The 21,083-nt window shown below is 68.1% G+C and carries 18 protein-coding genes; 5 read left to right on the top strand and 13 right to left on the bottom strand.

Features of this window, described 5'->3' with window-relative positions; all coding sequences use genetic code 11:
- Positions 1-24 precede the first annotated feature (24 nt).
- The 8 genes from BOSE125_RS05200 to BOSE125_RS05165 form a co-directional block, all read right to left on the bottom strand.
- Positions 25-546, bottom strand: a complete 522-nt coding sequence (locus BOSE125_RS05200; RefSeq protein WP_159550660.1) for a GyrI-like domain-containing protein — start codon at positions 544-546, stop codon at positions 25-27.
- Between the two features lie 193 nt (positions 547-739).
- On the bottom strand, positions 740-1,162 hold the full coding sequence (gene ndk, locus BOSE125_RS05195; protein ID WP_159550658.1) for a nucleoside-diphosphate kinase: 423 nt from the start codon (positions 1,160-1,162) through the stop codon (positions 740-742).
- An 82-nt stretch (positions 1,163-1,244) separates the two neighbouring features.
- Complete coding sequence (locus BOSE125_RS05190; RefSeq protein WP_159550656.1) at positions 1,245-1,736, bottom strand: DUF4233 domain-containing protein; 492 nt, start codon at positions 1,734-1,736, stop codon at positions 1,245-1,247.
- Positions 1,733-3,280: a folylpolyglutamate synthase/dihydrofolate synthase family protein gene (locus tag BOSE125_RS05185; protein WP_236558140.1), complete on the bottom strand. Its 1,548-nt coding sequence runs from the start codon at positions 3,278-3,280 to the stop codon at positions 1,733-1,735. The genes BOSE125_RS05190 and BOSE125_RS05185 overlap by 4 nt, the downstream gene beginning before the upstream one ends.
- A 116-nt stretch (positions 3,281-3,396) precedes the next feature.
- On the bottom strand, positions 3,397-6,882 hold the full coding sequence (gene ileS / locus BOSE125_RS05180) for an isoleucine--tRNA ligase (RefSeq protein WP_159550654.1): 3,486 nt from the start codon (positions 6,880-6,882) through the stop codon (positions 3,397-3,399).
- Positions 6,883-7,172: 290 nt separating this feature from the next.
- A complete protein-coding gene (locus BOSE125_RS05175; protein ID WP_159550652.1) occupies positions 7,173-7,736 on the bottom strand; it encodes a hypothetical protein in 564 nt (187 codons plus the stop codon).
- Positions 7,737-7,765: 29 nt separating this feature from the next.
- Positions 7,766-8,551 (bottom strand): SDR family oxidoreductase, encoded by a 786-nt coding sequence (locus tag BOSE125_RS05170; RefSeq protein WP_159550650.1) that lies wholly within the window; start codon positions 8,549-8,551, stop codon positions 7,766-7,768.
- A 19-nt stretch (positions 8,552-8,570) separates the two neighbouring features.
- Positions 8,571-10,019 (bottom strand): FAD-binding oxidoreductase, encoded by a 1,449-nt coding sequence (locus BOSE125_RS05165; protein ID WP_159550648.1) that lies wholly within the window; start codon positions 10,017-10,019, stop codon positions 8,571-8,573.
- Positions 10,020-10,114: 95 nt separating this feature from the next.
- On the opposite strand from BOSE125_RS05165, the gene valS reads away from it, so the two are divergent.
- The 5 genes from valS to BOSE125_RS05140 all read left to right on the top strand — a co-directional run bounded on the left by valS (position 10,115) and on the right by BOSE125_RS05140 (position 15,262).
- Positions 10,115-12,802 (top strand): valine--tRNA ligase, encoded by a 2,688-nt coding sequence (gene valS, locus BOSE125_RS05160; protein ID WP_159550646.1) that lies wholly within the window; start codon positions 10,115-10,117, stop codon positions 12,800-12,802.
- A 185-nt stretch (positions 12,803-12,987) separates the two neighbouring features.
- Positions 12,988-14,100 (top strand): SpoIIE family protein phosphatase, encoded by a 1,113-nt coding sequence (locus BOSE125_RS05155; protein WP_159550644.1) that lies wholly within the window; start codon positions 12,988-12,990, stop codon positions 14,098-14,100.
- Positions 14,100-14,432, top strand: coding sequence for an STAS domain-containing protein (locus tag BOSE125_RS05150; protein WP_159550642.1), 333 nt, complete (start codon positions 14,100-14,102; stop codon positions 14,430-14,432). The genes BOSE125_RS05155 and BOSE125_RS05150 overlap by 1 nt, the downstream gene beginning before the upstream one ends.
- On the top strand, positions 14,425-14,868 hold the full coding sequence (locus tag BOSE125_RS05145; RefSeq protein ID WP_159550640.1) for an ATP-binding protein: 444 nt from the start codon (positions 14,425-14,427) through the stop codon (positions 14,866-14,868). Before BOSE125_RS05150 ends, BOSE125_RS05145 begins: the two co-directional genes overlap by 8 nt.
- A 55-nt stretch (positions 14,869-14,923) precedes the next feature.
- On the top strand, positions 14,924-15,262 hold the full coding sequence (locus BOSE125_RS05140; protein WP_159550638.1) for a hypothetical protein: 339 nt from the start codon (positions 14,924-14,926) through the stop codon (positions 15,260-15,262).
- 64 nt (positions 15,263-15,326) lie between these two features.
- Here BOSE125_RS05140 and BOSE125_RS05135 read toward each other — a convergent pair whose 3' ends face one another.
- The 5 genes from BOSE125_RS05135 to tig all read right to left on the bottom strand — a co-directional run bounded on the left by BOSE125_RS05135 (position 15,327) and on the right by tig (position 20,986).
- Positions 15,327-15,974: a DsbA family protein gene (locus tag BOSE125_RS05135; protein WP_159550636.1), complete on the bottom strand. Its 648-nt coding sequence runs from the start codon at positions 15,972-15,974 to the stop codon at positions 15,327-15,329.
- A gap of 63 nt (positions 15,975-16,037) precedes the next feature.
- Positions 16,038-17,351: an ATP-dependent Clp protease ATP-binding subunit ClpX gene (clpX, locus tag BOSE125_RS05130; protein ID WP_159550634.1), complete on the bottom strand. Its 1,314-nt coding sequence runs from the start codon at positions 17,349-17,351 to the stop codon at positions 16,038-16,040.
- A 219-nt stretch (positions 17,352-17,570) separates the two neighbouring features.
- On the bottom strand, positions 17,571-18,251 hold the full coding sequence (locus BOSE125_RS05125) for an ATP-dependent Clp protease proteolytic subunit (RefSeq protein WP_159550632.1): 681 nt from the start codon (positions 18,249-18,251) through the stop codon (positions 17,571-17,573).
- Between the two features lie 67 nt (positions 18,252-18,318).
- Positions 18,319-18,915, bottom strand: a complete 597-nt coding sequence (locus BOSE125_RS05120; protein WP_159554734.1) for an ATP-dependent Clp protease proteolytic subunit — start codon at positions 18,913-18,915, stop codon at positions 18,319-18,321.
- A gap of 316 nt (positions 18,916-19,231) precedes the next feature.
- Entirely contained in the window at positions 19,232-20,986 is a 1,755-nt protein-coding gene (gene tig / locus BOSE125_RS05115) for a trigger factor (protein WP_159550630.1), read from the bottom strand.
- Positions 20,987-21,083 lie beyond the last annotated feature (97 nt).

Raw genomic sequence — 21,083 nt, 5'->3', positions numbered from 1 at the left:
GACTCGGGCGAACAGCGTGGAAGCTCAGGCGAGCAGCGTGACCAGGTCAGTGCGCATGGCGGCCGGGTCCTGGTCCGGGCTCGGCTCGGTCACGTAGATCTCCCAGAACGGCAGCGCCGGCTGATGCCCGGCCTCGGCCACGGCCTGCATGAAGGTGCCCCAGGCGTCCCCCAGGCCGTCATACGCGCCGAGGTGGGACACGATCGCGATCCGGCCTCCCGGCAACTCGGAGGACGCCAACGTGATTCCTGTTCCCGCGGTGACCGGCTCGGCCAGAGGCCGGTCCACCGGCAGACCCACCTCCATGTCCACCGTGTCCGTGGGCATCCGGGTGTGCAGCGAGAAGGCGGGACCGACCGGCTGGAGGCCGTGGGCGCCGAGCGCGGGAAAGAGAGCCGAGAAGGTGGAGTCGAACACCTCCGCCATGGACGCCATCGGCGAATCGGTGACGGCCTGCACCACCGTGGTGACCGGCGGCACCTCGAGAACCGTGACCTCGGTATAGGGCTCGGCCAGGTAGTACGGGCTGGAGGCGTTCTGCGTCATGATGACTCCTCGGGTCCGGGGGGGTGCCCCCCACTGTTCTCTGTCGATGTGCTCTGTCGAGCGGCGGCGGAATTCCAGGATCACCCTAGGACCCTGACCCCCGCGGCCCCACTCCATACCTGCGGTCTGCATCGGCAGTCCCTCCGAGGGACCGAGAAAGTTCAGCGGGATTCAGTCAGAGCGGTCGGACAGGTCAGGCGAACCAGATGCCGAGCTCGCGGGTGGCCGACTCGGTGGAGTCGGAGCCGTGGACCAGGTTCTTCTGCACGGACTCGCCCCAGTCGCGGCCGAGGTCACCACGGATGGTCCCAGGGGCCGCGGTGGTGGGCTCCGTGGCGCCGGCCAGTGAGCGGAAGCCCTCGATGACCCGGTTGCCTTGCAGGCGCACGGCCACGACCGGGCCGGAACCCATGAACTCGACCAGCGGCTCGAAGAAGGGTTTGCCCTCGTGCTCGGCGTAGTGCTGCACGAGCATCTCGCGGCTCGGCTCAAGCATCCTCAGGTCCGCGACGGTGTATCCCTTGGCCTCGACACGGGCCAGGATCTGGCCGGTCAGGTTGCGGGCGACTCCGTCGGGCTTGATGAGGACGAGGGTCTCTTCAACAGTGGTGGTCACAGATGCTCCTTGGATCTCCAGGGGTCGGGTGGTCCCGGAATGGATGGTTTCTAGGCCGCTCACGCGAACTCCGGGTCCAACCCTACTGGGATGCGGGGCCGTGCTCTTCACGCCACTTCGCCTCGGCCTCGGCGCGCGAGGTGTTCTCACGGTCGATCTGCGCGCCCTTGACCACGGCGTACCACCAGGCCAGGCCGAAGCCCACGCCCACGATGGCCATGGTGTACTCGATGAAGGCTGACGCCACCAGGAGAATCTGGATGGTCCAGCCGATCCAGATGCCGAGCGGCTTCCGGACCAGCGCACACGTCAGGATCGCCACCACCGCCAGGCCCAGGGACAGGCCCAGCGCCCAGGGTGCCATCGGCTCGCCACGGTTGACCCCGTAGACGGCCATGCCGAAGAAGGCCAGCACGAAGGCCTCCATGACCAGGACGGTGGAGGTGAAGGTCGCCCGGATGGAGCGGACCTTCTTGACCTGCCCCGGCTTCCACTGCCTCTGGGACTTGGTCTCCCGTGCCGGTCGCCAGGGCTCGTGCCCGGTCGTCGTCTCGGATGAGTGGTCCGAACTCATGCGTTGTTCCCTCCGTCTGCCCGGAATCCCCGGGAGCGTCCCGCCCCTGGGGCTCCGCCATCGGCATCGTCATCAGGATCGTTCTCGTCGAAGATGTCGTCGAAGTCCTCCTCGTCCTCGTCGAGGCCGTCACCCAGCTCCAGGCCGAAGTCGTTGAATACGTCCACGGCGGTGGGCACGGCCACGGCCTCCGGGGTCCCGGAACCGGGCGCACCCGCTGAGGGTGCACCGAGGAGCTCACGGGCTTGGGCCACCAGGGTGATGGATCCGGTGATCAGCACACCGCCGCCTAGGCCGGCTTCCCCGGCAACGGTGGCCTCGGCACGTCCCACCGCCCATTCGATGGCGTCCGGAATGGACTCCGTGGCGAAGAGATCCTCCTCCGGCCAGCCGGCGTCCAGGGCCGTCTGGGCCAGTTCGCCGGCCGGGATGGCCCGCGGCGAATCGGACTGGGTCAAGCAGAGGTCCTCCACCAGGTCGCCGAACTCCCGGTACAGCTCTGTGAGCATGGACAGGGCGTCCTTCTCCTGGAGGACACCGACCACCAGCACGAGCTTCTCCAGCCCGAACGCCTCCTGGAGTGCCCCGGCGGTGGCCTTGATGCCTGCCGGATTGTGCGCCGCGTCCACCACGATCGTCGGTGCGTTGCGCACCACCTCGAGCCGGCCGGGCGCGGTGACCTCGGCGATGCCCTGCTGCAGCAGGTCGAACTTCAGCGGCTTCTCGCCCCCGAAGAACGCCTCCAATGCGGCCACGGCCAGGGCCAGGTTCTCGGCCTGGTGCCCGCCGTGCAGCGGCAGTGTGAGCTCGGGGTAGCGGCCCGCGATGCCCTGGACGGACACCTGCTGTCCACCCACGGCCACGGAGCGGGACTCCACACCGAAGTCGACGCCGCCGAACCGGAAACCCGCGTCCACCGCACGGGCCACGTCCAGCAGGACCTGCGCGGCGTCCGGTTCCTGGGCGGCCGAGACGAGGAAGCCGCCGGGCTTGATGATCCCGGCCTTCTCCGCGGCGATCTCGGCCACGGTGTCCCCGAGCAGGTCGCTGTGGTCCAGTGAGATAGGGCTCACCACGGACACCGCCGCGTCGGCCACATTGGTGGCGTCCGTGATCCCGCCGAGGCCGACCTCGAGCACCACCACATCCACCGGCTCGTCCGCGAAGACGGCGAAGCCGAGCACGGTCACGGCCTCGAAGTAGGTCAGCCGGTTCTCCCCGGCCGCCTCCAGCTCGGCGTCGACCACCTGGACCACCGGCAGGATCTCGTTCCAGATCCGCACGAAGGTGCCGCGGTCCACCGGAGCCCCGTCGATGCTGATGCGCTCGGTCACCGAGCTCAGGTGCGGCGAGGTGTACCGACCGGTGCGCAGGCCGTAGGCCCGTAGCACCGACTCGATCATGCGCGCCGTGGAGGTCTTGCCGTTCGTCCCCGTCAGGTGGATGACCGGAGCCGCCCGCTGCGGTTCGCCGAGCAACTCCATCGCCCGGAACATCGGTTCCATGCGCGGTTCCATCTTGTTCTCCGGGGCCCGCGCGAGCAGGTCACGGTAGACGGCCTCGACCGTCTCGGGTGCCTCGGCCGGTTCATCCGGGAATTGATAGTCCTCGTTCTGGGTGCTCTTCTTGTTCTTGCTTTTGTTCTTGTGGTCTTTCATGCTCACGCGTCACTCCCGGTCGAGATGGATGCGGCGGCGGCCTTGGCCACGGCCACCTGCACGGTCTTGGTCGCATCGTCGGCGGGGTCCTGACGCGGATCCGCGGCCCCGGAGTCCTCCAGCACCAACTCCACCGTCAGGGTCTCCCCGGAGACGAGGTCACGGTGCACATCTACGGCCTGCACGACGGCGGCCGGTCCCGTGATCACGGTCCGCACCCGGTCCGAGACCTCCAGTCCGGCCTCCTTGCGGGCCGCCTGGACGGCCCGGATCACGTCACGCGCCGTTCCCTCGGCGGCCATGTCCGCCGGAACCGAGGTGTCCAGCACCAGGAAGCCGCCGGGCACCACGGTGACCGCGCGCGATGCAGCCGCGGCGCCGGCATCGGCGTCGGCGTCGTTGTTTCGGCTTCCGTCAGCCGCAGCCCCGGCCGCTCCGACGGTGGTCTCGAGGGAGTACTCCCCCTCGACGAGCGCGATGCCGCCCGAGACGACCGTCCCGTCCTCGGCCACGGACCAGTCACCGGACTTGGCGCCCTTGATGGCGACCTGGACCTGCTTGCCCAGGCGCGGGCCGGCAGCACGGGCGTTGACGGCCAGGGACTGGCTGATGCCGAAATCGGTGGCGGACACCTCGGCGGCGTCCTGCAGGTCCACGGACTTCAGGTTCAGCTCATCCATGATGATGTCCGTGTAGGCGCCGGTCAGGCCGGCGGCATCCGGCACCACCACGGTCAGGGACTGCAACGGCAGCCGCACGCGGCGCTTGGCCCCCTTGCGCAACGAGGAGCCGGCCGAGGCGATGCGGCGGACGGTCTCCATGCGTTCGACCAGGGCCTGTGCCTCCGCCTCCGAGGCGAAGCCGGCGAAGAACGGCGCGGCATCAGGGTAGTCGGTCAGGTGCACCGATCGGCCGCCGGTCAGTCCGCGCCAGATCTCCTCGGCCACCAGCGGCATCAACGGCGCCGCGGCCCGGCAGAAGGCCTCCAGGGAGGTGTACAGCACGTCCAGCGCCTGGGTGTCCTCGTCGAAGAAACGCTGGCGGGAGCGGCGGATGTACCAGTTGGTCATGGTGTCCATGTAGGCGCGCAGGGCGTCTGTGGCGTCGGAGACCTCGTAGGAGTCGAGGCCGGCCTTGACCTCGCGGAGCATGCGCCCGGTGGCGGCCAGGATGTACTGGTCCAGCGGATCCGTGGAGTCATAGCGGAAGGAGGCACGGTAGCCGTCCGGGCGCTCTGTGTCGTCAGCGGCCCGGCCGCGTGCCGAGTTCGCGTAGAGGCTGAAGAAGTGCCACACGTTCCAGGCCGGCAGCAGGACCTGGCGGGTCGCCTCCCGGATGCCCTCCTCGGTGACCACCAGGTTCCCTCCGCGCAGGATGGGCGAGGCCATCAGGAACCAGCGCATGGCGTCGGAGCCGTCCCGGTCCAGGACCTCGGAGACGTCCGGGTAGTTCTTCAGGGATTTGGACATCTTCTGCCCGTCCGAGCCCAGGACGATCCCGTGGCTGATGACGTTGGAGAACGCCGGGCGGTCGAACAGAGCGGTGGCCAGCACGTGCATGGTGTAGAACCAGCCGCGGGTCTGACCGATGTACTCCACGATGAAGTCGGCCGGGTTGTGGGTCTCGAACCACTCCTTCGCCTCGAAGGGGTAGTGCACCTGGGCATACGGCATGGAGCCGGAGTCGAACCAGACGTCCAGCACATCCTCCACCCGGCGCATCACGGCCCCGGCGGCGGCCGCCTCCGGGTCCGGGTGCGGCCGGGTCAGATCGTCGATCCAGGGCCGGTGCAGGTCCACCTCGCCCTGGGCGTTGCGCGGCAACCGCCCGAAGGCCTCCTCGATCTCGGCCAGCGAGCCGTAGACCTCCTGGAGCGGGTACTCCGGATGGTCTGACTCCCATACCGGGATGGGCGAGCCCCAGTAGCGGTTGCGGGAGATGGACCAGTCCCGGGCGTTCTCGAGCCACTTGCCGAACTGCCCGTGCTTGACGTTGGACGGGATCCAGTTGATGTCCTCGTTCAGCTCGACCATGCGGTCCTTGAACGCGGTGACGGAGACGTACCAGCTGGTGATGGCGCGGTAGATCAGGGGCGTCCGGCAGCGCCAGCAGTGCGGGTACGAGTGCTCGTAGGAGGTCTCCTTGAGCAGCTTCCCGGCGGACTTCAGCGCCCGGATGATGGTCCGGTTGGCCTCGAAGGCCTGCACGCCCGCGATGTCCTGGAGCACACCGCCGCCCCGGTTCACGTCCCCGAACAGGGGCAGGAAGCGCGCGCCCTCGTCCACGGAGAGGATCACCGGGATGCCGTTGGCCTCACAGATCCGCTGGTCGTCCTCACCGTAGGCCGGGGCCTGGTGGACCACGCCGGTGCCGTCCTCGGTGGTCACGTAGTCGTCCACGAGGATCTGCCACGCGTGCTCGGTGCCGTAGGCCTCCACATCCGTGAAGTACGTGAACAGCGGCTCGTAGGCAAGACCGCCCAGCCGGGAGCCCAGGTAGGTGCGCTGGACCGCCTCGGTGGCGGCGCCGGCGTCGGGATAGCCCAGTTCCTTGGCGTGCGCCCCCAGCAGGTCCTGCGCCAGGAGATACGAGGATCCGGCGACGTCCTCCGCCGCCTCCGGTCCGGCGGGGACCACCGCGTAGGTGATCTCCGGCCCGACGACGAGTGCCTGGTTGGTCGGCAGGGTCCAGGGGGTGGTGGTCCAGGCGAGCACCCGCACGCCGGTGAGCTGAGCCGCGAGCTCGGCGTCAGCGCCGCCGTCGGGAACCAGTTCTGGCTTTGCGGCCAGGCCGGTGACTGGGAAGGCCACGGTGACCGAGGGGTCCTGGCGGGACTTGTAGACGTCCTCGTCCATCCGCAGTTCGTGGTTGGACAGCGGGGTCTCGTCCTGCCAGCAGTAGGGCAGGACCCTGAAGCCGCGGTAGGTGAGGTCCTTGGAGTGCAGGTCCTTGAACGCCCAGAGCACGGACTCCATGAACTCGGGGTTCAGGGTCTTGTAGTCGTTCTCGAAGTCGACCCAGCGGGCCTGCCGGTTGACGTAGTCCTTCCACTGGTCCGTGTACTTGAGCACGGAGGCGCGGCAGGCGTCGTTGAACTTGTCGATCCCCATGGCCTCGATCTGGGCCTTGTCCGTCATGCCCAGCTGCTTCATGGCCTCGAGTTCGGCGGGCAGCCCGTGCGTGTCCCAGCCGAAGCGGCGCTCCACCCGGCGGCCCTGCTGCGTCTGGTAGCGGGCCACGAGGTCCTTGACGTACCCGGTCAGCAGGTGGCCGTAGTGGGGCAGGCCGTTCGCGAAGGGCGGGCCGTCATAGAAGACGAACTCGTTGCCGGAGCCATCCTCGTGGGTGGCAGGCCGAGCGTCGATGGAGGCCTGGAAGGTGCCGTCCTCGTCCCAGTACTTCAGGACGCGCTCCTCGATCTCCGGGAAACGCGGAGAGGAGGGTGTGCCGGACTGGGCGTGAGGATCCGAGCTGGCGAGGGGGTACACGGGCGTTCCATCCTTGCAGGGGTCGACTGTGGTGCTGTCTGGTCTTCCTGCAAGGACGCCTGACGTTGTCCTCAAACTCCGGCGTGGAGATCGAGGACGACGGCGGCGCGGTACCACCCTGCTTGCCGTCCCGCTCCCCGGTGGTCCCGTGAGACGCGATCGGCCGCTCATGACTGCTGTGACGGGCTTACCCGTCCGGGTCTACTGGGGCCGGCGCGTGCCGTGCCCGTTCTTCCGGAAGCTCGCCGGTGATGGCCGGGTCAGTGCTACTGGTGCTGCTGGCGTTGATTCTACGCTCTTTTCCCGCTCGTCTCGCCTGGATCGACTTTCCCGTCCTGTCCGCTCCTTCCCGGCGAATCGTCGAAGTAGTCGATCAGCGCCGTCCCCACCCCGGCGAGGACGGCGTAGGTGGCTCGAGGCCGTTTGGCACCGAGCCGGGCCATCAGTTTCTCGGACCACTCGTCGGTGACCGAGGTCAGCCACATGGAGCCGGCCATGAGGCCGCCGAAGAGGGCCCCCGTGACCACGGGGGCGCCGAGCCGCCGGGCCCGGGACGCTTCGGTGGGGGCTTCGCCCTGCACCTCGGCCTCACGCTCGAGCTGGTCCCGTTTCAGCATCAGGACGCCGGTCGCCACCGCGGCGGCGATGCCGCCGGACCACAGGGCCAGCGGCTTGCGCGGGATCTTCCACAGGGGGAAGGCGGAGACGATCCCGGTGGCGACGCCCAGGCCGAGTGCCTTCCGGAGTCGTGGGACGTCCACGCCGGGGTGGCCGGTGTCCGTGCTGCTGACCGCGCCGCTGTCCTTGCTGCTGCCCCGGGCGGCGGTCGGCTGGTCTCGGTGCTGTCCTGCCATGCTGGTGTTCCTCACTTAGTCCTACAGTCCTACGTTGTTCTGATCATCTTGAAGTTGGCCGCCTGGGCCACGGGCCGCAGCACGATCTGGTCCAGGTTCACGTGGTGGGGCACCGAGACGGCATAGGTGCAGACGTCCGCGACGTCCTCGGCGGTCAGGGGCTTCTCCACCCCCGCGTAGACGCGGTCCGCCGCCTCCTGGTCGCCGCCGAGTCGGTTCAGCGTGAACTCCTCCGTGTGCACCAGTCCCGGCAGCACCTCGACCACCCGGATGTTGTGGTCCACCTCCTCGAGGCGCAGCGCGCCGACGAGTCCGTGCTGGGCCATCTTCGCTGCGTTGTACCCGCCGCCGCCTTCATAGCTGGCAAGCGCCGCCGTCGAGGTCAGGACCAGCACGGTGCCGTGTCCGGTCGCGCGGAGCAGGGGCAGGAACGCCTGAGTGGTGTTCAGGGTGCCCTGCACGTTGACGCGGTACATCCAGTCCCAGTCCCCCGCCCGGCCGTCCGCCACCCGGTCGGTGCCCTGGGCGCCGCCGGCGATGCACAGCACGGTGTCCACTCCCCCGCCGTCCTCGACGACCTGGCGGGCCCTGGCCATCTGCTCGGCGTCCGTGACGTCTGCGGGCACGGGGACGATGGTGCCGGTACCCGCGGGCACCGCCTCCGCGAGGGACTCGAGCCTCTCGGCGCGGCGGGCCACGGCGTAGACGGTCCAGCCCTCGGCCGCGAGTTGAGCGGCGGTGGCCCGGCCGATGCCGGAGGAGGCCCCGGTCACGACGGCGGCTCGGTTCGGTCGGGTGTTCTTCTCACCAGTCATGGCACCACTCTAGGCACGGTCAGAGTTCGGCGAGTTGTTTGCCGGGATTGAGGATGCCCCCGGGATCCACCGCGTCCTTGATCGACCGGTGCAGCCGCCGGCTCCCCTCGTCCAGTTCCCGGGGCAACCAGGCACGCTTCAGCGATCCCACCCCGTGCTCGCCGGTGATGGTGCCGCCCAGCTGCAGGCCGATGTCCATGATCTCCTCGAACGCCTCATGGGCCTGACGGGTAGATTCCGGGTCCTGGGCGTCGAAGAACACGGAGGGGTGGACGTTGCCGTCACCGGCATGGGCGACCACGGCGATCATCAGGCCCGTCCGTTCGCGGATGGTCTCCAGACGGTCGTAGAACTCGGGCAATGCCATCCGTGGCAGGCAGACATCGTCCAGCAGCTGTCCGCCGCCGTGGGTCTGCGCATGGCGTTCGAAGGCCGGCTGGGCCATCCGCCGTGTGGCCACCAGGGCGTCGCTGTCCTCCGGGTCCGTGCTGAACGCGACGTCCAGGGCGCCGTGGTGCTCGGCCGTCGCGGCGAAGGCGGCCACCTCCTGTTCGGCGGCCTCCCGGTGGCCGTCCCCGTTGGACTGCATCAGCAGCAGGGCTCCGGCCTCCGCGTCGAGTCCGAAGTCGCCGAACTCGTTGAGGAGCGTGATGGCATGGCGGTCCAGGGACTCCAGCATCGAGGGGCGGGCGCCCGTGGCCATGAACGCGGCCACGGCGGAGGCGGCCGCGCGTTCCGTGGCGAAGGCCGCCACGGCCGTCAACGGGGGCGGCAGCAGGGGCACCAATCGCAACGTCACCTCCACGACGACGCCCAGGGTCCCCTCCGAGCCGACGAACAGGCCGACGAGGTCCAGTCCGGCCACTCCCTTGGCCGTCCGATGCCCCAGCCGGGTCAGCGTGCCGTCAGCCAGCACCACCTTGAGTTCCCGGACGTAGTCCCGTGTCACCCCGTACTTCACGCAGCACAGACCGCCGGCGTTCGTGGCCACGTTCCCGCCGATGGAGCAGATCGCCACCGAGCCGGGATCCGGCGGATACGCCAGGCCGTGGGGCACGAGGGCCTCCTTGAGGGTCTGGTTGATGACCCCGGGTTCCACGGTCACCGTCTGCTCCCCGGCGTTGATCTCCAGGATCGAGTCCATCCGCTCGACGGAGAGCAGGATGCACCCGTCCACGGCGTTCGCGCCACCGGAGATGCCGGTGCGGGTGCCCTGGGGCACCACCGGGATGCCGAGCCGGGACGCCAGACGCAGCGTCGCCTGGACATCCTGGACGGTGCGGGCCCGCACCAGCGCCAGCGCATCACCCACCGCGCCGAAGGGTGCCTGGTCCGCGGCATGGCCCGCCACGACGCCCGGCTCGACGCTGACGGCGCCCGGGGTGAGCTCGGGTCCCAACTCGTCGACCAGTCGCTGCGCCAGGGTGTTGCCGGCTGTGCTGACGACTGTACTGCGTGAGGTGGACATGGCCCCACGGTAGGCCGGGATCCCCCGGCTCGCCACCGCGCCGTCCCGAGTGACCCGGTTCGGAGAGCCTCAGGGGGCGTGGGACAATCGGGATCATGGCTGAACAGATCCCGGGCACAGACACGCCCGTTTCCACGACCGCGTCCACCAGTCCTGCCGTGACCGTTCCGGACCGCCCCGCCCTCGAGGGGCTGGAGGACAAGCTCTCCGCCCGGTGGAAGACCGAGGGCACCTATGCCTTCGAGACGGACACCACGCGGGAGCAGGTCTACTCGATCGACACCCCGCCGCCGACCGCCTCCGGATCGCTGCACGTGGGGCACATGTTCTCCTACACGCAGACCGACGTGCTGGCCCGCTACCAGCGCATGAACGGCAAGAACGTCTTCTACCCCATGGGCTGGGACGACAACGGCCTGCCCACGGAACGCCGCGTGCAGAACTACTACGGCGTCCGCTGCGATCCGACCAAGCCCTACATCCCGGGGTACCAGCCGCCGGAGAAGCCCGCGAAGAACCAGCGGGACTGGGACGTGGTCTCCCGCCGCAACTTCATCGAACTGTGCGAGGAACTGGCCGTCGAGGACGAGAAGGTCTTCGAGAACCTGTTCACACGGCTCGGCCTGTCCGTGGACTGGTCCCTGACCTACCGGACGATCGACGACACCTCCCGCGCCGTTTCCCAGCGCGGCTTCCTGCGCAACCTGTCCTCCGGGGACGCCTACATGGCCGAGGCCCCCACGCTGTGGGATGTCACCTTCCGCACCGCCGTGGCCCAGGCCGAGCTCGAGGACCGCGAGGTGCCCGGCGCCTATCACCGCATCCCGTTCTTCACCGCTGCCGGGGACAAGGTCTTCATCGAGACCACCCGTCCCGAGCTGCTGCCGGCCTGTTCGGCCCTCGTTGCCCATCCCGACGACGAGCGGTACCAGCCGCTGTTCGGCCAGACCGTGACCTCTCCGCTGTTCGGGGTCGAGGTCGAGGTCCGCGCCCACGGCCTCGCCAAGCCGGACAAGGGTTCCGGCATCGCCATGGTCTGCACCTTCGGTGATCTCACCGACGTCACGTGGTGGCGCGAGCTGGACCTGCCGACCCGCACCGTGGTGGGCCGTGACGGCCGCTTCCATGCCGAGACGCCCGAGTGGATCACCACCGAGGCAGGCCGCGCCGAGTACGAGAAGCTGTCCGGCAAGACCGTGTTCTCCGCCAAGGAGACCGTGGTGACCGCACTGACCGAGGCCGAGCTGGTGGACGGTGAGCCGAAGAAGATCACCCACCCGGTGAACTTCTATGAGAAGGGTGACAAGCCGCTCGAGGTGATCTCCTCCCGCCAGTGGTACATCCGCAACGGCGGCCGGGACGCCGAACGCCGCGAGAAGCTCATTGCCCGAGGGCGCCAGCTGTCCTGGCATCCCGAGTTCATGCGCTCCCGCTACGAGAACTGGGTGGAGGGTCTCAACGGCGACTGGCTGGTGTCCCGCCAACGGTTCTTCGGTGTACCGATCCCCGTCTGGTACCCGCTCGACGCCTCCGGCGAACCGGACTACGAGCACCCGATCGTGCCCGCCGAGGACCAGTTGCCGGTGGACCCGGTGGCCGAGGCGGCTCCGGGCTACGTCGAGACCCAGCGGGACGTGCCCGGTGGCTTCACCGGTGACCCGGACGTGCTGGACACCTGGGCGACTTCCTCATTGACCCCGCAGATCGTGGGGCGCTGGAGCCGGGACGAGGAATTCTTCGGCAAGGTCTTCCCGTTCGACCTGCGGCCCCAGGGCCACGACATCATCCGCACGTGGCTGTTCTCCACCGTGGTCCGGGCCGAGGCCCTGAACGGCTCGGTGCCGTGGAACCACACCGCCCTCTCCGGTTGGATCCTGGATCCGGACCGGAAGAAGATGTCCAAGTCCAAGGGCAACGTGGTGGTCCCGACCGATGTGCTGGACGAGTACGGTTCCGACGCGGTCCGGTACTGGGCGGCCTCCGCCAAGCTCGGCGCGGACACCGCCTATGAGGTGGCGCAGATGAAGATCGGCCGACGGCTGGCGATCAAGCTCCTCAACGCCTCGAAGTTCGCCCTGAACCTCGGCGCCTCGGTGGACAACGTGGTCCGCTCTGCCGATGATGCCGCGGTCATCACCAACCCGCTGGACAAGGCCCTGATGGTCCGCCTGTATGACACCGTCCAGCAGTCCTCGCGGGCCTTCGAGACGTATGACTACGCCCGAGCGCTGAACCTGACGGAATCCTTCTTCTGGCAGTTCACGGACGACTACGTCGAACTCATCAAGGACCGGGCCTACGGCGGCCACGGCAAGGCTGAGCAGGCCTCCGTGCTGGCGACCCTGGCGACCACGCTGGACGCCCTGCTGCGCTTGCTGGCACCCTTCCAGCCCTTCGCCACTGACGAGGTCTGGGGCTGGTGGCGGACCGGTTCCGTGCACCGCGCCCCCTGGCCGGGCCGGTCTGAGGAGATCTCCGGCATCGAGGCCGCCTCCGCCGGCGCCACCGCCGATGTGCTGGCAGCAGTCGCCCTCGCCCTCGGCGGCATCCGGAGGGCCAAGTCAGAGGCGAAGGTGAAGCAGCGCACCGAGGTGCTCGCCGCCGTCGTGACCGCCCCGGAGAACCGCCTCGGTTCCCTGCGCGGCGGACTCGCCGATCTCAAGGCTGCGGGCAACGTCCGCGAACTCACCCTGGTGGCCGGCAGCCCGGACGGGGACGCCGGCATCGAGGTGTCCCAGGTGGAGCTGGCCGCACCGGACGTCTCGGAGGCCACTGCCGGATAAGCACGGCCGTCAGGCGGGACGCCCCTGCTCCATGATGCCGGACCAGTGAACAAACCTGGGCCAGGGTAAAAAAGTCCGGCTGCCGTGCTGATATAGGGATCAGTGGATGACCCGCGTTCTATCCCCAGGACGCCCGTCATTGACCCACACGATCTCCGTATCTTCCGACGGGAGTTGGTCTTCTCATGGCGCCACCATCCTCTACTCGTCATGCCCTCGTGGTCGAGGACGACGAGGACATCCGCAGTCTGCTGGTCCACACCCTGTACCGGGAGGGCTTCACCGTGTCCGAAGCCCCCAGCGGCACCCGGGCCGTGGAACTGGTCCGAACACTCAATCCCGAACTGATCACCCTGGACGTGCAGCTCCCAGGCCTCGACGGGCTGGAGGTCTGCCGCCAGTTGCGCGAGTACTCCAACGCCTATGTGGTGATGATCTCCGCGCGCGCAACGGAGATCGACAAACTGGCCGGGTTGGAGGCCGGTGCCGATGACTACCTCAGCAAGCCGTTCAGCACCCGCGAGCTGAGGGCCCGGGTCGCCGCCTTGTTCCGGCGGCCCCGCGACTTGATGACGGGCTCGACGGAACTCGAACGCGCCATCGAGGTCCAGCGTGGTCTCTTGCCGGATGCCTCTCCGGATCTGCCGGGGTACGAGGTGGCCGCGAGCTTCCGCCCGTCCCGGGCGGTCGGGGGCGACCTCTACGACTGGCACGTCTCCTCCGGCCAGTTGCACGTCATCCTCGCGGACGTCATGGGTAAGGGCATGGGCGCGGCCATGATCGCCGCAGCCGTGCGATCTGCCTTCCGGACCGTCGGGAACATGCCGGGCCTGACCTCGGCCTTCAACCACGCAGCCCAATCGCTCGGGGGCGCGCTGGAAAGCTCCGATTCCTATGCCACGGTCTTCAAGGTCCGCCTCAACCCCGCCAACGGCCGCTTCTCCTACGTGGATGCCGGCCATGGAATCGCGGCCATCGTGGGCCCCGACGGCGGCACGAGGCGCCTGGATCCGGGAGGGCCGCCGGTGGGCCTCTGGGCCCAGGACCAGTGGGTGGCCCAGCGGGCCGACCTGAATCCCGGAGAGTCACTGATCCTCGTCAGCGACGGTGTCCTCGATGCCGTCGGCGACCTCGAGGGGACCTTCGCGGCCATGTCGGAGGTCGTCCTCGCCCACCGCACCATCCAGGACGTGGCGGACCATCTCGCCCGGCTCGCCCAGGACGATCCCGAACACGATGACGTCACCGCCGTCGTCGTCCACCGTCATCCCGGTATCCCAGGAAAGGACCAAAGCTAATGCAGGTCACCGTAGAAAGACATGACACCTACACGGAGGTGAGGAGCGAGGGCCGCCTGAACATGGTCGCCGCTCCCAAGCTCAAGGACGTGATCTCCAGCGAGATCAGCGCTGGCTCGCGGCACATCGTGGTGGATCTCGGCGCCACCGAGTTCATGGACTCATCCGGCCTGGGGGCCCTCATCGGCTGTCTCAAATTGGCTCGACAGGCCGGCGGCGACCTGCGCATCGCCCAGGTGCCACCACAGGTGCTGATGGTGCTACAACTGACTAACATGGACCGCGTGCTGACCCCTTACCCCGACTCCGCCTCGGCATTCGCCCGTGCCTGAGCCGATCTTGCTCTGTGCCGACCGTCTTCCGGCAGAACTGGGCACTATCGAGACCGTCCACGACCACCTGGAAGACTTGTGGGCGGCGGCCGACCATGTTCCGGCCCTGGACCGGATGGCCTTCGACACCGCCGTCATCGAAACGGTCAGCAACACCATCCGACACGGTGTAGGCGACCCGGGTCCAGTCGAGTTGGGAATGGAACTCGTGGCCTCCCCCGCCGAGCTGCGGGCGACCATCATTGAGTTCGGTGCCGCTTCGGCGGCGCCGAGTGTCCCGCTGGGTACCGTGCCGCTCGAGGACGTCATGGCCGATGCCCTGGCGGAATCGGGACGGGGACTGGACCTGATCCGAGCCCTTGTCAGCCTGGATTTCGAACGCACCGGTGCCACGAACGTGTGGCGCCTGTACCGCCCGACGAACCCGACGGAGTAGATCCATGGCACGGAGTGGCAAGAATCGTGATGAGACCCCAGGACGAGCTGGAGCCATGGCCACGGCCCTGGCGGGCATGGGCGTACTGCACTTCGCGCGACCTCGGGCCTTTGATGGACTCATCCCTCGCGCCCTACCGGGCTCGGCCCGTACCTGGACCTACGGTTCGGGCGTGGCAGAACTCGCCGTCGCTGGGATGCTGGCCGTACCGGCCACCCGCCGCGTGGGCGGCCGGGCCGCTCAGATCCTCTTCATAGCCGTCTGGCCGGGGAACTTCTACCACGCATGGCGTGCCCGGACGGCCACACCTGTCACCCGGGCCGTCACACTGGCACGGCTGCCCCTGCAGATCCCGATGATCCGGGCCGCGGGGCGTCTGGCCCGCGGACGCTGAACCCGCCCGCAGCGCACCACGGCGGGGCTGAGGCCGGGATCAGCCCTTCGTTCCGGACGGAAGGTCAGTCGAACTGAGGGCTGGTCGTGCGGGAACGCTTGATCTCGTAGAAGTAGGGGAACCCGGCCAGGGTCACGGCCGCATCGAAGATCCGGCCGGCCTCCTCACCGCGCGGGATGCGGGTCATCACCGGCCCGAAGAAAGCGGTGCCGTTGAAGGAGACCACCGGCGTGCCGACGTCGTCCCCGACCTTCTCGATGCCTTCCGCGTGGGAGGCCCGCAGCGCCTCGTCCAACACATCGGTGCGGGCCGCCGCGAGGATCTCCTCGGTCTCCAGTCCCAGCTCCTCCAGCGCCCCGCGGACGGCGGCCTCGAAGTCCTTCTGTCCCTCGTTGTGGATACGGGTGCCCACGGCCGTGTAGAAGGCGCCGATGGCCTCATTGCCGTGGCGCTCCTGGATCTGGGTGGCGGCGCGGGCTGGCAGCCATGCCCGATCGAGCATGGAGCGGTAGTCCTCGTCCAGATCCTGGTGCTCGTTGAGGACGGACAGGGACATGATGTGCCAGTTCACCCTGATCGGGCGGACCTTCTCGACCTCCAGCATCCAGCGTGAGGTGATCCAGGCGAACGGGCAGACGGAGTCGAACCAGAAGTCGACGGTCTGGGTCCCCTCCTCGGTGGCGGTGTTCGTGGCGTCTGCGGTCTCGGTCATGGTGCCTCCTGGCGTGCGTCTGGGTGATTCGGGAAGAGGTCCGCGGTGAAGCCCTGGTGGGACTCAGGCGGACTTGGTGCGGCGCTTGCGCTGCACCTCACGGGAGATCAGCGTGGGCTCGGTCCCCTCGCGGACCACGTCACCGGTGATGACCACGGTGGCGATGTCATCACGGGAGGGCAGGTCGAACATGACCGGCTTGAGGACCTCCTCCAGGATGGAGCGCAGCCCGCGGGCGCCGGTCCCCCGCTCTTCGGCCTGCTCGACCACCGCGTCCAGCGCCTCATCCTCGAACTGCAACTCGACACCGTCCATGAGGAACATCTTCTGGTACTGCTTCACCAGGGCGTTCCGGGGCTTGGTCAGGATGTTCACGAGCTGCTCGTGGTCCAGGTTGTCCACCGTGGTGATCACGGGCAGACGGCCGATGAACTCGGGGATCAGGCCGAACTTCAGCAGGTCCTCCGGGCGGACATCGGAGTAGGACACGTCCCGCTTGCCGATGGTGTTGATCGGCGCGCCGAAGCCGATGCCCTTGGACCCGGCTCGCGAGGAGATGATCTCGTCCAGGCCGGCGAAGGCCCCGGCCACGATGAACAGGACGTTCGACGTGTCGATCTGCAGGAACTCCTGGTGCGGGTGCTTGCGGCCGCCCTGTGGCGGGACGGCGGCCGTGGTGCCCTCCAGGATCTTCAGCAGGGCCTGCTGGACCCCCTCGCCCGAGACATCCCGGGTGATGGAGGGGTTCTCGGACTTGCGCGAGATCTTGTCGATCTCGTCGATGTAGATGATGCCCTGCTCGGCCTTCTTGACGTCATAGTCAGCGGCCTGGATGAGCTTGAGCAGGATGTTCTCGACGTCCTCGCCCACGTAGCCCGCCTCCGTCAACGAGGTGGCATCCGCCACGGCGAACGGCACGTTGAGCTTCTTGGCCAAGGTCTGGGCGAGGTAGGTCTTGCCGGATCCGGTGGGGCCCACGAGCAGGATATTGGACTTTCCGACCTCCACATCCGCCAGCTCGTCGGTTTCCTCGGCCGAGCGGTCGGCGAAGGAGTCACTTTTGGCCTGCGTGGACTGCTGGCCGGAGCGGATGCGCTTGTAATGGTTGTACACGGCGACGGCGAGGGACCGCTTGGCATCGGGCTGGCCGATGACGTATTCCTCGAGGAAGTCGTAGATCTCCCGAGGCTTGGGCAGTTCAACCTCGGCGGTCTCCGCGACCTCGGAGAGTTCCTCCTCGATGATCTCGTTACACAACTCGATGCACTCGTCGCAGATGTAGACGCCGGGTCCGGCGATCAGTTTCCGGACCTGCTTCTGGCTCTTTCCACAGAATGAGCACTTGAGCAGGTCGGCGCTTTCACCGATGCGAGCCATGCGGGAATCTCCTCGATTGGGTCGGGCCTCCAGACGAAGCTGCCCGGGGTACTGCCATTACAGCTTAGGGGGTGGACACGTTAGGACGGTGGATTGCAACGGCGGCCCACACCGGACGTGACGAAGCACGTCCAGGTGCAGGCCGCCGTCGGGCGATCCCTGGTCCCCGGCGATCCCTGCCACCGCTCACACGGTCGCAGGTCCGCCAGCCGGACCGGATCAGTTGGAGAGCTGCGGACGGGTGATCTTCCGGGACTCGAGGACCTCGTCCACCAGGCCGTAGTCCTTGGCGCCCTGGGCCGAGAGGAACTTGTCCCGGTCGATGTCCTGGCGGATCTGTTCGGCCGACTTGTTGGTGTGCATGGCGAGCGTCTCCTCCATCCAGGTGCGGATCCGCAGCAGTTCCTCGGCATGGATCTGCAGGTCCGTGGCCGTGCCTCGGTCCCCGCCCATGGACGGCTGGTGGATCAGCACGCGGGCGTTCGGCAGGGCCAGTCGCTTGCCCGGTGCACCGGCGGCCAGCAACACGGCCGCGGCCGAGGCCGCCTGGCCGAGGCACACGGTCTGGATCTCGGGACGGACGAACTGCATGGTGTCGTAGATCGCGGTCATCGCGGTGAACGAGCCACCCGGCGAGTTGATGTACAGGGTGATGTCCCGCTCCGAGTCCATGGACTCCAGCACGAGCAGCTGGGCCATGATGTCATCCGCGGAGACATCATCCACCTGCGAGCCGAGGAACACGATGCGGTCCTCGAACAGCTTGGCGTAGGGATCGTTGCGCTTGAATCCGTAGGGCGTACGCTCCTCGAACTGCGGCAGGACGTAACGGTTGCTCGGCGCCGGCTGACCGGCACCGGAGGGCATTCCGGTCGGTGTTCCCGTGGTGAAGTGGTTCATGTCTGGTTTCTCCTGGGCGAAGGGTCTGTGAGGTGGGGAGGAGGGTCCTGGGAGGGCCGGAGCCGGATCAGGAGTTGTCCACGCCACCGCCGCCGGCCACGGTCCCGGCACGTTCGGCGATGTGGTCGAAGAACCCGTACTCCAGGCCCTCCGTGGCGGTGAACCACTTGTCCCGCTCGTTGTCCTTGAGGATGGTCTCCACGGTCTGGCCGGTCTGCTCCGCGGTCAGCTCAGCCATGACCTGCTTCATGTGCAGGATCAGCTGTGCCTGGATGCGGATGTCCGACTCGGTGCCGCCGATGCCGCCAGAGGGCTGGTGCATCAGGATGCGGGCGTGTGGAGTGGCATAGCGCTTGCCCGGCGTGCCCGAGGACAGCAGGAACTGGCCCATGGAGGCGGCCATGCCGGTGGCGACGGTGACCGTGTCGTTCGGGATGTACTTCATCGTGTCGTAGATCGCCATGCCCGCGGTGATGGAGCCGCCCGGGGAGTTGATGTACAGGTAGATGTCCTTCTCCGGGTCCTCGGCGGAGAGCAGGAGCATCTGGGAGCAGATCGCGTTGGCGTTCTCGTCCATCACCTCGGAGCCCAGCCAGATGATGCGTTCCTTGAGCAGACGGTTGTAGATGTAGTCCTCGCGGGCCGCCGGATCAACCGACGCCATACGGGGAGCAGTGGACGATGCGGACATGGCGCCCTGCCTTCCTTCAGATGGACTTCACATGCGACGACGGCACCTGGTGGTACACGTCCGGCATTGGTCTTGGATCGAGACTACTGTCCAACGGCGCCGCCCGGGCCCTCCTGGCCCGGCTGTTCGCTGTTGGCGTGGATGGACGACGACGGCGGCGGCCTCCCTGATCCGGTCGCCAAAACGCCCGGGCCGACCACGCATGGTGCATGGTCGGCCCGGGCGTTCGACTCCCGCTGCAGCCGATCCGGTGGGGATCAGTTTCAGCAGGCGGCCGGCGGTTCGGCGATCACTCGGCCGTGTCTGCGGCCTTGTCCTCGGCGGTCTTCTTGGCGGCAGCGGTCTTGGCCGGAGCCTTCTTCGCCGGAGCCTTCTTGGCGGGGGCCTTCTCCTCACCCTCGGCCTCGGCCTTCTTGGCGGCGGCGGTCTTGGCCGGAGCCTTGGTGGTGGCCGTCTTCGCAGCGGTCTTGGCCGGAGCCTTCTTGGCGGGGGCCTTCTTCGCCGGAGCCTCCTCGGCATCCGCCGCTCCCTCTGCCTCTGCCTCTGCCTCAGCCTTCTTGGCGGCAGCGGTCTTGGCCGGAGCCTTCTTCGCCGGAGCCTTCTTGGCGGGGGCCTTCTTCGCGGGGGTCTTCTCCGCCTCGGCCGGGGAATCGGCTGAGGGGGCTGAATCCGCAGAATCTGCGGAGTCGGCAGAATCTGCGGAGTCGGCAGAATCTGCGGAGTCCGCCGAGGTAGCGCCGTCTTCGCCACCCGGGGTGACGAAGGCGGTCAGGTCCACGGTGTTGCCAGCGGTATCGGTGACCACGGCATACTCGAGGACCTTGGCCAGGGCCTTGCGGCGGCGGACCTCACCCATGATCATCGGCACCTGGCCGGCCTGGTCCAGCATCTGGGCGAACTGGTTCGGGTCCATGCCGTACTGCTGGGAGGTGGAGATGATGTACTCGATCAGCTCGCCCTGGTCCACGCCGACCTCTTCGGCGTCCGCGACCTTGTCGAGGATGATCTCGTTGCGGAAGGCCTCGCGGGCGTTCGACTCGACTTCGGCGCGGTGCTCCGCGGTGTCGTGATCGTCGCCCTCGGAGTGACCCTGCTGGGAGAAGTGCTGTTCGATCTGCTCGTTGACCACGGAGTCCGGGACCGGCACCTCGACGAGCTTCACCAGCTCCTCGAGGACCTTGTCACGGGCCTCGATGCCCTGACCGGTGACGGCGCCCTCGGCGGCCTTCTCCTTCAGGTCGGCCTTGAGCTCGTCGATGGTGTCGAATTCTGAGGCCAGCTGGGCGAAGTCGTCGTCGGCCTCGGGCAGCTCGCGCTCCTTGACGCCACCGAGGATGACCTTGACGGTGGCCTTCTCACCGGAGTGGTCGCCACCGGCCAGGACGGTCTCGAAGACCGCGTCTTCACCGGCGGACAGGCCCTCGAGGGCCTCGTCCATGCCGTCCAGCATGGTGCCGGCACCGACCTGGTAGGACAGGTCCTCGGCGTGGTCGACCTGCTCGTCCCCGACGGTGGCGGTCAAGGTGATGGTGACGAAGTCATCCTTGGCGGCGGGGCGCTCCACGGCCTTGAGGGTGCCGAAGCGGGAACGCAGCTCGTCGAGGGCCTTCTGTTCGTCCTCCTCGGACGCGGCCGCCGGCTCGACGGTGACCTTGAGCCCCTTGTAGTCGGGCAGCTCGACCTCGGGACGGATGTCGACCTCGACGCTGAACTTCAGCGGGCCCTCGGCCTCGCCGTCAACGCCGGGCATGGAGGTGACCTCGACCTCGGGGCGTGCCATCGGGGTGGTCTCAGTCTGGGCCAGGGCTTCCTGGTAGTAGTCGTTCAGGCCCTCGTTGACGGCCGTCTCCACCACGTAGCCACGGCCGACCCGCTGGTCGATGAGGCGCGCAGGAACCTTGCCCTTGCGGAAGCCGGGGACCTGGATCTGGTTCGCCACCGTCTTGTAGGCCTGGTCCAGGCGCGGCTTGAGGTCCTCGAAGGGGACCTCGACGTCCAGCTTGACCCGGGTCGGGCTGAGGTTTTCTGCGGTGCTCTTGACCACGTGGGACTCCTGTGTGGATTGATCGTCTCGTCTATATGGCGCGGATGGGCCCGGCCGTCGGGCATCCGGTGAATCAGGCCGCCCCGGCAAGCGGGGC

It is taken from the genome of Citricoccus sp. K5 (assembly GCF_902506195.1).
GTDB lineage: Bacteria > Actinomycetota > Actinomycetes > Actinomycetales > Micrococcaceae > Citricoccus.
The sequence above is the reverse complement of the archived record's forward strand: the minus strand, read 5'-3'. Positions and strand labels throughout refer to the sequence as shown.

Bases quoted from the DNA above. Each gene is read 5' to 3' on its own strand.
- BOSE125_RS05150 (WP_159550642.1), top strand. From the start codon at position 14,100: ATGCAGGTCACCGTAGAAAGACATGACACCTACACGGAGGTGAGGAGC.
- BOSE125_RS05135 (WP_159550636.1), bottom strand. From the start codon at position 15,974: ATGACCGAGACCGCAGACGCCACGAACACCGCCACCGAGGAGGGGACC.
- BOSE125_RS05125 (WP_159550632.1), bottom strand. From the start codon at position 18,251: ATGAACCACTTCACCACGGGAACACCGACCGGAATGCCCTCCGGTGCC.
- BOSE125_RS05170 (WP_159550650.1), bottom strand. From the start codon at position 8,551: ATGACTGGTGAGAAGAACACCCGACCGAACCGAGCCGCCGTCGTGACC.
- BOSE125_RS05175 (WP_159550652.1), bottom strand. From the start codon at position 7,736: ATGGCAGGACAGCACCGAGACCAGCCGACCGCCGCCCGGGGCAGCAGC.
- valS (WP_159550646.1), top strand. From the start codon at position 10,115: ATGGCTGAACAGATCCCGGGCACAGACACGCCCGTTTCCACGACCGCG.
- BOSE125_RS05140 (WP_159550638.1), top strand. From the start codon at position 14,924: ATGGCCACGGCCCTGGCGGGCATGGGCGTACTGCACTTCGCGCGACCT.
- BOSE125_RS05120 (WP_159554734.1), bottom strand. From the start codon at position 18,915: ATGGCGTCGGTTGATCCGGCGGCCCGCGAGGACTACATCTACAACCGT.
- BOSE125_RS05190 (WP_159550656.1), bottom strand. From the start codon at position 1,736: ATGAGTTCGGACCACTCATCCGAGACGACGACCGGGCACGAGCCCTGG.
- BOSE125_RS05155 (WP_159550644.1), top strand. From the start codon at position 12,988: ATGGCGCCACCATCCTCTACTCGTCATGCCCTCGTGGTCGAGGACGAC.
- clpX (WP_159550634.1), bottom strand. From the start codon at position 17,351: ATGGCTCGCATCGGTGAAAGCGCCGACCTGCTCAAGTGCTCATTCTGT.
- BOSE125_RS05165 (WP_159550648.1), bottom strand. From the start codon at position 10,019: ATGTCCACCTCACGCAGTACAGTCGTCAGCACAGCCGGCAACACCCTG.
- BOSE125_RS05200 (WP_159550660.1), bottom strand. From the start codon at position 546: ATGACGCAGAACGCCTCCAGCCCGTACTACCTGGCCGAGCCCTATACC.